We start from the raw sequence: 13,770 nt of genomic DNA on the forward strand, positions 1-13,770 counted from the left end.
AACGGTCCAGCTGACCCGTAAAGTAACCTCGGTCAACCAGTTTTAACTCTATATCTTTTGCCATAAATACTCCCTTTTATTATCTCAGTTCGCCTTCATTTACCAAGCCCCGGTACTCTCTAAATAAAGTGCTGTATTGTTTTATATGTTTATTATACTATTTGGTTAAACAGACTCAGAAACCAAACTTTTCGCTCATTGGTACCGTGAACCTTCCATTCGGTATCTATCGTTAATATTTTACTTTCTTCCTGACAGAATACAAGATTACTGATCTAGATATTGACGAACCTTCTCAGAAAGATCTCCGTCCTTTCGAGAAAGGATGCTTGCCAATTCTTCCAGTTCACCGGAATGCAACATATTTTTCCCTTTAAGGTAATCCAGCTTTCTGAACAGGGCTTCACTTCCTTTGCGTCGATATACATGAAATAGCACCCATGGTGTATTTGGATACATATCAGGATTTCCATTTTCAAGTTCCAAATCAAACTCAGTAGTAAGTTGGTTAATCTTATACATTAGCCGCTTGCCAGAATCACTGTTGGTAAAAAATATGAACCCTCTTTGGTTCTGGGCCGAATAGATCACTGTTGATTTGAACCCGGAATTACTTCCATTAAAGAAAAGAAGGTCCTCTTTCGGGAAACGCAACACACTGAACCCTGGTCCAGTATAAACCGAAAAATTATCCAGTGGCTGTAACAGTACCAGAGATTCTAACATTTCCTTGTGTATTGTTTCTGAAAAAGTCTGCTTATCAAAAAAGCTCAACACCAATTTTGCATAGTCAGCGGCGGTTGTATGCATATAAGAGGCGGGTAATTTATCAGCATCGTAATCCATTGCTTTAGCCATTACATTACCAAAGATATCGTGGCCAGTTACATAATTTGATGTGGTAAATAAGGCAGCTGCCTTATTTTGATCGCCCTGATCTGATACCCACATATAGGTATCTTTCAGACCCAATGGCTCTAACACAAGCCGATTCGTAAAATCAGAAAAAGACTCATCCAAAAGGTGTTCCATTACCTCAGTGAGATACAAAAACCCTTCACCAGAATATATAAAAGTCTTTCCTGGTTCCTCCAGGATTTCTAACACTTTCGGATCATTCTCCGATGTCCAATTCTCAATCCCGGAAGTATGGCTCAAAATCATCCGCGCCGTGATCTTCTTATAACGCTTATCGTGCATTAGCGGCTTGTAGCGACCATGGTAGTTATAAAGTGGGACATCGAGATCCAGCATACCTTTATCTACCAGCTTATAAACACTGAAGACCAGAAAGATTTTAGATAAAGAACAGGCCTCAAATGCTGTATGAAGATCTGCTGCATCATCAGACCCCATCTTTTTGTATCCGTATACGTTTGTATAGGCTGTTTTTCCATCTTCCAATATAGCCACTGACAAGGCTGGGATACCCAGTTCACTCATCAGTTGTTCGATTTCCAGATCAAAGGTTCGCGCATGAATATCTTTACCATTAGAGATAAAATAACCATCAGTCTGCCCTAGTACAGCAGAACTGAGGAATAGTAAAGCATAAAAAACAATGCGCTGAACTGTGGTAGTAATTGTATTCATTAGTAGTTGATTTTTATAATTTATGTGGGTTGGTTTAAATAGCATCTACAGGAGTATTATTCACTCTGTAGGTCTTTAGTTTTCCTGTTTCCATTTTGAGTACCATGTCAGGAACATCAAAATAATTATCATCATGAGTAATCGCAATCACGATCTTTCCAGCTTTTTTCATTTCCGGCAGTAAAGTTTTATAGAAGAACTTTCTGTAATCAGGATCCTGATCTGCAGCCCATTCATCAAACAAATAAATCGGCCTGTCCTCCATAAAGCACTGAAGTAGTGCAAGCCTTTTCCGCTGACCACTCGAAAGCTTGATCGTACTGTAGTTGTTATCAGTTACCGTAATTTTCTCATCCAACTGTAACAATTTAAGATAGTGATCAAACTGCTCTTCCCTTCCATTAAGATCTACATCGTATAACTTTTGGAATAGATGTGCCGGGCTAAAAACTGTAGAAAAATATTCTCCAAGATCAGCGCTATTCACTAAGTTACCATTAACTCTGAACTCTCCTTCAATGGGTTTGTAAAGGCCTGTCAGCATTTTGGCTAATGTGGTTTTTCCACTGCCATTACCTCCTATAATAAACAAGATCTCACCGGCCTGAACATTTAAGTCTATCGGGCCTACCGAAAAGCTTTCTTTTGTGTTATCGCTTTCATAGCAAAAAGAAATTCCTCTGGCATTAAACGATTCGATAAGTGTATGTTTTACTTCTTCTCGATGATCAAGTAATGTATCATAAGGGATTTCCTTTATAAATTCCTGTATACGATTCCACGCTATTTTTATCTGAAGAACCGAGGGTATGGACTCTACGATACGGTTTATCGGGCCTATGAGATAAAGTAAGACGATCACAAAGTTCATGATCACAAAATTCTCAATATTTGAAAAGAACTCGGGAATCCCATAAGCCACGAGTCCCAAGAGTGCCACCAGCATAAATTCACCTATGTAAGAAGAATTTAGTAGCTTAATATCGGCTATCAATACTTTTGACTTGTATCGCTCCGCACTTTGAGAAACATCTTCCCTGAACTCGAGTTTCTTGTTCCGATGCAGACTGATTTCTTTATAACCGTGTACAAGGTCATTGATATAGCTCATAAAAATATTAGTCTCGTGTCTGGCCCTATCAAGAAAAACGTTAGATTTTCTCACGGAGATGTTATAAACCAGCAACAGGAGACACATGAAAAATATGGTGAGTAAAGCCGCCCAAAATGCAATTGAAATAAGATAAACAAAGACACCTATTACTGTTATGGTGCTTGAAAACAACAAAACAATGACATTGGTTGAATCGCCCACCCTGGAAACATCATCATTCAATGCTGCGTAAATTCTTCCAATATTAATCTTCTCAAAACGCTGGTAAGATGTAGAAAGAATTTTTGATAATAATTGTACACGCAACTCATACACCAGTCCCCTGGTAAACCGTACCAATTTGATCTGGACATATCTTCTCCCCAGCAGGTATATGGATAATATAAGAAAATAGTAAAACAACAGGTACCTCACTGGTACGTCTGATCCTATTGAAGATGTTATAACTATGATTACCCCTACATTTGCAAATCCAGAAAGAATGCTGAGCAGCAATATCTTCGGTGCAAATCTCTTATACTCATTTTTCTGAGGAAAAAGCAATGTAAAAACTGAAGCCAGATAGGAAATGCCAACTGCCAGAACCATTACCCACAGCAATACTCGCAGGCTCATGGGGGACCAAACAAATGTTGTCTTCCAATCAAGCTCTAAAATAGCTTCGGGGAAAATATAAATCCCATAGGCAAAAGGTAATATTATTACCAATGATAAGAAGAATCCCAGCATCCTTTTGATGGTAAGGGTTTCGAATTTTCGTTTTTTCTGAAAGATCTCTATAAAAACAAAAATTATAAAGCCTACCACTACCAGCACATAAAATAATAATGCTATAGCAAGCATTGCATAAGTGGTATCATTCTGATCTCCAGGATCATACATTTCAGGAATTTCTTCGTTATTAATGAGGTCAAAAATTTGTTGTCCCAATGGGGCCGTAAAATTGCTGTTTGCATTAGCCACCAGAAACAATGCTGTACCCTCTTTTTTCCTCATCACTGCATAAGCTGTAAAATCAGGATTTTGACCACTATGTAAAATATCCCCGTCACCTTCCAACGAAACCTCCCATCCCATAGCATACGATTTATTATTATGAGGAGAGACTGTTTCATCCCGATTATGGGTTAACTCCACCAATGAATCTAATGAGGTATTTATCATACCCAACTGGATCTTCATCCACCTTTTCAAGTCGTTTCCATCAGATATAATATACGCTGCTGCACTATTGCCTTTAAAAGGAGGTTCATCGTATGCAAGGGGTTTAAAAAATCCTATTTTGTATCCCTGAGCCTTCAATGTATCATTTTCGTTTACACTGATTCTGGTATTTGAAAGGCCAAGTTCGATGAACAAACCCTGCATCAATTTTTCAAAGGACTCTCCACTTAACTTTTCCATTACCAGGGCCAATACATCATAATTTATAGTTGCGTATTGATACTTGGTACCTGGTTTAAACTCCAACTCCTGCCCTACCAATCTTCGTACGGTCTGCTCTAGTGCATCGTCTTCACTTGATTCCGGTATTAAAGACAAGGTATGCCAGGGTATCCCACTTGTATGGTGCAGCAACTGTCTTAAAGTGATCTTAACTTCTTGGTCTTCAAACGTCACTGCAAACCAGGGAATGAGTTCATTCACAGGAGTATCCAATGACAAGTTTCTCCCTTTTACAAACTTCAAAAATGCCAGTGCAGTAAAGGCTTTACTGCAGGATGCAAGCTCAAACCGGGTATCAGGCAAAACGGGAATGTCTTTTTCTATATTGGCATACCCGTAGCTCTTTATATATTCCTGATCTCCCTTCAAAGCAATAAGTGTAAGTCCGGGAATATCTCCATTCTCCATAAATTGCTGTACCTTTTTATCGATCTCTTCCACAGGAAAGGACTGTGGTTTTTCCTGGCCGTATAACCAGGTACTGCTCATTATAAAAATGAGAATGAATATACTTTTAAAATGCTTCATTAAATCGTTTTCAGAGTTGTAAAAAGAGTTTTAATATTCGCCTTCTTGTCCATCAGAGTTACTATATGACAGGTAATCAGGAAATAGGTTGCAATAATGCCCTTTTTATTATAGGGGCCAGTGTTTCTAAATTATCAATAATAGTGTAATGATCCCCTTGGACATAATGATGCTCAAAAGAACCATTGGTAAAACTATTCCATTCTTCCATATAGATCTGGTCTGTATCACGTTTTGCCTCAATAGCGATAATACTGGCCTGTATTTTTCCTTGAATTTTGTGGGCCGCCAATATCTTTACATTATGAAGTACAAGGCGTTTAACTCTGTCAAAATCCTGATCTTTTAGATCTTTATGCCAATAGGCCAACTCATGGCTCAACAGTCTGGAAATTTCTTCATCTTCCTGAGCTTCTTCATCTTCATTAACATTGCGATCGATTATAATCAGGGTAACAGGATATCCCTGCTGTTCAAGTATCCGTGCCATTTCAAAACCGACAGTGCCTCCCATAGAATACCCTATAAGAAACATCGGTTGACCAGCCTGATTTGCCATGGTTATCTCTCTTGTAAAAGATGTGGCCATAGCATCTATGCTAAGATCAAAAGGTTCGTCATGGTCAAATCCCCGATATTGAAAACCTAATACATTGACCTGGTCATCTAGGCTTGAGGCAAGTTCTCTAAACACTGTAGCTGATCCCAGAATGGGAGGTATGAAGAATACTGAGGGACGGTCGGGAACTACATTTCCCAATTTTATCATTAGTGATTCTGTCTTTCCATCTGTTTTCAGACATCTTGCCAGTTCTGCTATGGTTGGATTGTTATAGATATCCTTCAGGGCAATTTTCTTTTCAAACCGCTTGTACAGCACTGACATGATTTGAGTAGCCTTTATAGAGTTCCCTCCCAGTTCAAAAAAATTCGTATCCGTACTGACCTCAGGTATTTTTAAGACATCCTTCCAAATTTCAAGTAAAGTTTCTTCCGTTTTGTTAACTGGTTTGTTAATCGTATTAGGCCGCAGTTTTTTAAGTTCTCTATTCTCCAGAGATTTCCGGTCTATTTTTCCACTTACTGTCATTGGAAGCTCACTCAAAACCATCAAATGCGCTGGGATCATATACGCCGGTAATTTTTTCCTTAAGAAGTCTTTGAGTTCTGCATTAAATGCAGGGTCTTGAAGCAGAAGTTCTGGTACTGGTAAAGTTTTAGTATCTATTTTCCCATTATGTGTAGTAACAAATTCGCTTATTTCAACAAAATAATCAGGTACCATATAGTATGGCAGGATAACATTCAAATGCTCTCTTATTTCCTCTCCACTAATTTTTTGGGATGTTGTATAATAAGATACCAAGTGCTTCTCTCCTCTGTAATCTTCTTTGGCCAAGGTGATGCAATTAGTAATTTCTTCACAGGTCTGGAGAGCCATATCCACTTCAATAGGTTCAACACGATACCCTTTCAACTTCACCTGACTATCTTTTCTTCCCAAGAATTCTAATTCTCCCTTTTTATTCCATCTGGCCAGATCACCGGTTTTGTACAGTCTTCCTTCTCCAAAAGGGTTGGGGATAAAATACTTGTACGTTTCAGCTTCGTTATTTAAATACCCTCTTGCCATCCCTGCTCCGGCAATATGCATTTCTCCAATTTCGCCAAAGCGTACTTTTTTCAAGTTATCGTTCAAAAGAAACACCTGGTAATTACTAACGGGTTTTCCGATTATGTTACAATCTTCACCATGTTTTATGCGACCAAAAGTAGCACATACAGTAAATTCTGTAGGACCATAGGTATTGAATACCGATGTATGAGCTAGAAGTCGGTCAACATATGATTTTCGCAATGTATCTCCGCCGCTTATTATAACTCTTGGCATATGATCAAGGCGATCATATTGTGCATTAAGCTCATTAATTACTAATGGGGTTGTGCTCAATACAGAAACTTTATGGAGGTTTACTGCGTCTATCATGGCCTCTACATTTCTCCCCCCATCAGGAAGGATTACTAGTTTTGCTCCGGTATATAACGTCGGGAAAACCTCTTCTACAAATGTATCGAATGAAATGGACGATTGCTGAACCACCGTATCAGCATCAGAAATGTTGAAATATCTGCTAAAGGTTTCAATATAATCAACCACCGATTGCTGCTCTATCATCACGCCTTTAGGCTTTCCCGTTGACCCTGACGTATAACAAATATAGCATAGATCTCTCTGTGTGGCTCCTGATTCACCCCCCTTCGCCCCTGATATATTCGGAGTATTCTGAGGCTCCTCACTAAAAGCTATAGGTGCCAGGGCAGAAAGTGCATTGAACTCAATATCCCGGTCAGCGATAATGAGCGTTGCAGCACTATCCCGGACGATCTGTTCCATACGTGCCAATGGATATTCTCTATCAACAGGGACATACACTGCTCCAATCTTCAAAAGAGCCAGTATTGATATAATTGTTCTCTCTGACCTGCCAGCTAGCAAAACTACCGGATCACCCAAAGATACTCCATATTGCTCTATCAGATAGGAGGCAAATTTTTCAACTTCTTCATATAACTCCTTATAAGTCATGGATGCATCTCCACACACCAAAGCGATACGATCCTGATGTTTTAAAAGTGCCCCATGAAGCAATTCATAAACATTTTGTGCTGTTGATATATCCGATAAAGAACGTGAATTTTCCAACTCCCCAATCCGTACCTCGGGTTCCACTATCTCAGGCTTTTCAACTTCTGCTAAGTCGCTTTTCCCCTTTTTCAATGTATAGTAGGCTATCAAATGCCAATTCATAAACTCATCCTGTCTGGTGACAACAGCCACCTCATGTATTGCAGGATGATCCGAAATGGCACTCTCAATTTCTCCCGGCTCAATACGAGAGCCATTTATTGAAATCTGATTGTCTACCCTCCCCAAAAAGTACACCAGTCCATCGTCACTCCATTTTCCCACATCTCCGGTTTTGTAAACTCTTGTTTTCTCCAACTGATCAAACGAGCATTCTATGAATTGCTTCTTTGTTTTCTCCGGATCGTTAAAATATCCCTTTGCAAGACAAACTCCTCCAATGCCTATCTCACCATGAAAACCAATAGGGGATAACTGATGATACCTATCCAGTACATAGATCTGAACGTTATCTATAGGTTTCCCTATTGGAATTTTTGACTCTTTGCTTCTGGCATCTTCCAGGGTAGTATCATAATATGTTACTTCAATAGATGCCTCGGTGGGGCCGTAAAGGTTAGATAATGGAATGCTATATCTGCTATAGTATTTGTTAACAATGTTTTTAGTAAGTTCTTCTCCACTACACGCAATCATTCTAAGGTCACTATTTTCCAAAGGTTCTCCTTCAATAGCATCCAGGTAATTATTTAATTGGGTTGGAGAAAAGTGTACATAGGTTACCCCGAACCGTATGATATTCTCAGTAATTTGTAAAGAGGTCTCCTTTTCTGCGAGTACAAGTTTTGCTCCGAAACACAAAGGCATAAATATTTCACCAATGGATACATCAAAAACAAAAGGTGTTTTTTGATATATTACATCCTCCCGAGAACATTTATAATGATTCCAGAACCAGTTTATTCTATTAATGAGTCCCTCATTTTTTATCAATACTCCTTTGGGCTTCCCTGTGGATCCTGACGTATACAAAATAGCAAATATACTCTCCAATCCTACTTCGGCTTGTGGATTGCTATTGGTACACCCTTCAATTTTCATATCTAGTTGATCCGTTTCAAAAACGGGGCCCTGGTATTCGATAGAGGCTTTTTGAATGATATCAATACCATCAGTAATTAACAGCTTTGCATTGGTATCTTTTAGAATAAAGGAAATACGCTCAGCAGGAAAATCCATATCCAGAGGAACGTAAGCAGCTCCAAGTTTAGTAATGGCCAGCAGTGTCAGTAGACGATCTACCGTATTGTCCATCAAAACCCCTACATGATCTTGACCGGAAACTTCAAAAGAGATATGTAGATAATGAGCCAAACGATTCGCTCGCTCATTCATTTGTCCAAAAGTTATCTCCCCTGCCTCCGTAAGGACAGATATTGATTCCGGAAATTCCTGAGCCCGTGCTTCAAACAGGTGTTTGATTCCACACTCAAAGCCAAAACCTTTATTTGTATTGTTAAATAGTCTCAGTATTTGATCGGTCTCCTCATTTTCTAAAAAGAACAATGTACTGATCGGGTTATCCGGCTTTTTAAGAACTTCCATTAAGAAGTTTTTAAAATGACCTACCATTCTCAGGATCTTCTCCTTTTTAAAAAGATTATTATTGAAATTAATCGCTCCTGTTATGCTACCTCGCGATATCCTATTGAAATCATAAGATAAATCAAACTTGCTTCCTGTATTCTCCCTGTATATAATGGTATTGCTATCCATCTCACTTTCCTCAATTATCCCCCCTTCAGAGGCAGAGTCATGATAGGATATAAGTACATCAAAAAGAGGGTTCTGCTTATTGTTTGAGCCATCATCAATATCATTTACCAATAAATCAAATGGATACGACTGATGTTCAAAAGTTTCCAAAGAATTGGTGTTGACCAACTCCAATATCTCTCGAAATGAGAGGTCTCCTTTAATTGGTGTACGAAAAACAACTGTATTGCTATAAAACCCTACCTGATTCTCAAGACTATAATGATCACGGCCACTAACCGGATACCCAAGAATGATATCTTCCTGTCCGGTATACCGATGCAGCAATGCTTTCAAAGCACTTAGGAGCACAATGAATAATGACGCTTTATACTGATGCCCAAACTTAACAAGTTGATCCGTAATTTCACGTGAGATTTCATATTCAACTCTACTACCCTGATAATCCCTTTCATCAGGCCTGTCAAAGTCCAAAGGTAGTATAAGCCTGGTGAGTTCACCCGAGAGCTTATCCGTCCAAAATTTCTTTGAAGGCTCCAGAGAGCCGGAATCAATTAAATCATTCTGCCATACTGCATAATCTTTATATTGAATTTTTAAAGGGGACAGGTGGTTTCCTTTTCCTGTAATAATTCCCTCATATAGTTCTTTGAACTCTCGAATAAGTACGCCTGAAGACCATTCATCAATTATTATATGATGAAACACAAAGCATAATACCGAGGTGCCATCACCACGGTCTATAGCCGACACCCTCATAGAAGACTCTGACAAGTCAAATGGAAATCTGCATTCTCTGACAATAATGTCATTAAAGAGTTCTTCAGAAGCAGCGTTAAAATAATTAACCTTCATGTCAAAAGTCGAGATATCCTTTATTACCTGTCGCGGCTGCCCATCAATTACATGAATAACTGTTCTTAAAATTTCATGCCTTTCAACAATCAATTCCAATGCCTTTTCAAAAGCAGAGACGTCCAGGTTTTCAATCACAAAATCCAAGGGAACATTATATACCCCTTTCCCCTCTCCCAATTGGTCAAGTATCCACAATCTCATTTGCCCTCTTGATAGAGGATAATGATCCTGAGTATTTGCCTGGGGGATAAGTTCAGTACCTCTGTTTTTTTTCACTGCATTGAAAAACTCCAGTATTTCAAGTTTCTTCGACCTGAGTTCTTCAATTATTTCAGGAGTAACAGCCCCATCAGCTCCCTTAACTGCTAAGTTTCCATCTTGTACAGAGACAATAACGTTTTTATGTCTCAAAGAGCTTATATATTCGTCTATTTTCATATGATTACTTTTGTGCTATACTCTCCATCATCCTCGGAAGTCTCCAGTTGCCTGACTGTATCTATATAGTCAGCCATGCTTTGTATAGTAGGTTTTATAAAAATCTGTCTGGGACTGATACCCAATCCTGTAGCCTTCAATATGCGATTTGTCAGTACAATAACCGTGAGTGAGTTTCCTCCAGTTTCGAATAAGCTTTTGTCCGTACTTATCCTTTCCGTATCTATATTTAACACCTCTGACCAAAGATCCATGAGTAGCACCTCGGTTGCTGTTTGTGGTCCACTTCTTTCTTCTTCATGAGTTAGATCAGCTTTGGGTAAAGCTTTGCGATCCACTTTCCCGTTAGGGTTCAATGGAATGTTATCAATCCACATATATCCAGTTGGGATCATATAATCCGGCAAAAGTCTCGATAAATGTAACTTGATCGCCTCTGGCTTCAATACCTCTTTGCCGGAGAGGTAAGCATATAAATACTCCTGACCAGATTGCCCTTGCAGACATACAACAGCTTTATTTACCTCAGGGAGCTTTTCAAGACAATTTTCAATTTCTCCCGGTTCTATTCGATATCCCCGCAGTTTTACTTGATCATCAACACGTCCCAGAAACTCAATATTTCCGTCAGGGAGCCAACGAGCTAAGTCACCGGTGTTGTATAATACTCCACTTGCATATGGATTATCTACAAAGCGCTCTTTTGTAAGATCCGCTTTGTTAAGGTATCCTTTTGCCACCCCCTTACCCGATAAATAAAGTGTTCCTGCACTACCACGAGGTATAACCTGTCCGACATCATTCAGGATATAAGCCTTCATATTAGCTATGGGTTTTCCAATAGGCACCCTGTCAGCAGTGATCATCTCCGGAGTCACTTTACAGGAAATGGCTATTACAGTAGCTTCTGTAGGACCATATTCGTTGTAAAAGTCATATTGCTCCACATACTGCTTCGCCAATGAAGCCTTGCATGCCTCTCCCGAAACTACAATACTCCTGAGCTTTTCCATATGAGGGATTGTCATACTTTCTAAGAAGGATGGTGTCACATTCATGATGGTCACACGCTTTGAAGACAAGTATGATACAAAATGCTCTGAATTACTCAGCGTCTCCTTATCGATGAGGACGAGGCCTGCACCGGTTGTTAAAGACACCCAAAGCTGCTGTACCGATACATCAAAATAGTAAGGGGAAAATTGTAGAACACGGTCTTCACAGTTAACAGATAAAAACCGCTCTTCATGAGCAATAAAATTGCTCAGGGATTCATGTTCAATCATAACCCCCTTAGGGTCTCCCGTTGAACCTGATGTATAAATAATATAAGCAAGACTTTGAATATTTACACTTGGCAATGTTCCGGCAGCATGGTTTTCAGAGGAAAGTATTTCTGGTGTCAAGAAGATGCGAGAAGCCCTAAGCGCATCGTCTATATCGGGTAAATTACTTATTACGTAACTACATCCGCACTCTTCCATCATGTATAAATTACGCCTGATGGGTTGGTCCGGGTTAAGGGGTACGTAAGCCGCTCCTGCCTTCATCACCGCCAGAATCGCTGTAATCATTTCTGTTGAACGCTCCATAAGCAAACCAACAATCGCTCCGGGTTCCACTCCTTTCTCCACCAGATTTCCAGCCCATTGATCTGATAGGTTATCCAACACACCATAGCTGATTTCCTCATCCTTATATACAAGTGCAATTGCTTCAGGGCTTTTAAGTGCCTGAGTTCTGAACCTGTCCAGTACTGTATTTGGCAGTCCAAAGTCAACCGCAGAGTCATTAAAGTCCTCAAGCAATTCTTTACGTTCAATATCAGACAATAGACTTATATCTGCAATTCTTTGAGTGGTATCCTCTGATACGCTGTTCAGGATACGTTTTAAATATGCTGTAAAATTCTCCAGCGTTGACTTCTGAAATAAATCGTTGCGCGCCGTAAATGTAAAACCCAAACCTTTATGTGAGTCCAGTACTTCCAGGCTCAGGTCAAATTTTGCCTGTGCTGAAACTTCCCCATGTTCACTAAGGTCAATGGCTCTCATATTCAAGTCGATTATTTCCTTTTCTTCCTGAATTGTAAAGAACACATCAAACAACGGATTTCTATCAATCGCTCGAGGAATCTCTAATGTGTCAACTAAGTCCTGATACTGAAAAAGTTGATGCTCAAAAGCCTGAAGGGTATCCTTTTGAAGCTTTTTGATAAACTCGCCAAAAGCTTTTTTATCCGAAATCTGCTGACGGAGTGCAAGTGTATTGACAAACATACCAACCATATTTTCCAGATCAGCATGAGAACGACCTGCGGTTGGTGTACCTACAACAATATCAGTGGTATTACAAAGCTTGTGCAGGAGTACATAGTATACACCAAGAAGCAATGTATATAAGGTCACCCCCAGGGCTGATGCCAGGGCTCTTATTTGTTCACTTTCCTCACCGGTTAATAATAACGTTGCGCTACATGAATCATCACTTCTTTCAAGTGGGCGCTTATAATCTGTGGGCAGATTCAGTTCTGGGATCGATTCAGCAAAAACATCTAACCAATATGACTTATGAATGGCTACCTGTTCCTGGTAAGCAGTGCTTTGTTGCCACATTGCATAATCCTTATATTGTAATGGAAGTGCCTCAAGGGTTTCTCCTCTATACAATGACCAGAATTCTCTAAGTAATATATCCATGGAAACTCCATCACTCACAATATGATGCATATCTACCATGAGTATACACTCTCCATTTAGATTTTTAAATAAATTAACCCTTATGGGCAGTTCCTTATCAAGATCAAAAGGTCGTAAGAAAGATTTGTAGGTTTGCAGCTCTTCTTCGGGACCACCTTCGTCATACTCAATTTCAAATTCGTATTCTTCAAGTACCCGCTGCACCGCTTCGCCTCCCTGCATTTCAAACACACTGTGCAATATCTCATGTCGTGCTATAAGTTGGCTAAAGGCTTCTTCGATGCGCTGGGTCTCATAATTACCGCCAAGCATAAATAGTTCTGGCATATTATAAGTTATGCTCTCCTTATCAAATTGATACAGGAGATACATACGCTTTTGGGCAGAAGACAAAGGGTAAGTGGATACCTTTTCTGCTTTTGGTATATGCACAAAGGCGATATGCTCATTTGCCTCTGCAATTAAGTTGTTTAGGGCTCCTATGGTAGTATTATTGAACAACTCGCTCAACCGTATAGTTACGTCAAAGGCTTTACTGATCCTGTTCACCAATGTAATTGCACTTAGAGAGTTACCTCCAAGACGGAAAAAGTCAGCCTTGACACTAATACTTTCCTGGGGGAGTTCGAGGATTTCGGACCATATACTTACCAGACGGCGCTCCACCTCAC

4 protein-coding genes are annotated in these 13,770 nt (G+C 39.6%); all 4 read right to left on the reverse strand.

The features are described from left to right. Nucleotides 1-267: 267 nt before the first annotated feature. Nucleotides 268-1,593 (reverse strand): serine hydrolase domain-containing protein, encoded by a 1,326-nt coding sequence (locus JMN32_RS08730; RefSeq protein WP_202855939.1) that lies wholly within the window; start codon nucleotides 1,591-1,593, stop codon nucleotides 268-270. Between the two features lie 34 nt (nucleotides 1,594-1,627). After that, on the reverse strand, nucleotides 1,628-4,681 hold the full coding sequence (locus JMN32_RS08735; RefSeq protein ID WP_202855940.1) for a cyclic peptide export ABC transporter: 3,054 nt from the start codon (nucleotides 4,679-4,681) through the stop codon (nucleotides 1,628-1,630). Nucleotides 4,682-4,757: 76 nt separating this feature from the next. Further along, the gene (locus tag JMN32_RS08740) at nucleotides 4,758-10,400 is read right to left on the reverse strand and encodes a non-ribosomal peptide synthetase (protein WP_202855941.1); all 5,643 of its coding nucleotides are present in this window, start codon (nucleotides 10,398-10,400) and stop codon (nucleotides 4,758-4,760) included. Then, nucleotides 10,397-13,770 (reverse strand): non-ribosomal peptide synthetase (locus tag JMN32_RS08745; protein WP_202855942.1); only part of this gene is annotated, 3,374 nt, incomplete at its 5' end. The genes JMN32_RS08745 and JMN32_RS08740, both read right to left, overlap by 4 nt.

The sequence above is a fragment of the Fulvivirga marina genome (genome assembly GCF_016775155.1).
Lineage (GTDB): Bacteria > Bacteroidota > Bacteroidia > Cytophagales > Cyclobacteriaceae > Fulvivirga > Fulvivirga marina.

Excerpts from the sequence above, each read along its gene's own strand:
- JMN32_RS08730 (WP_202855939.1), bottom strand. The coding sequence starts at position 1,593 with ATGAATACAATTACTACCACAGTTCAGCGCATTGTTTTTTATGCTTTA.
- JMN32_RS08735 (WP_202855940.1), bottom strand. The coding sequence starts at position 4,681 with ATGAAGCATTTTAAAAGTATATTCATTCTCATTTTTATAATGAGCAGT.
- JMN32_RS08740 (WP_202855941.1), bottom strand. The coding sequence starts at position 10,400 with ATGAAAATAGACGAATATATAAGCTCTTTGAGACATAAAAACGTTATT.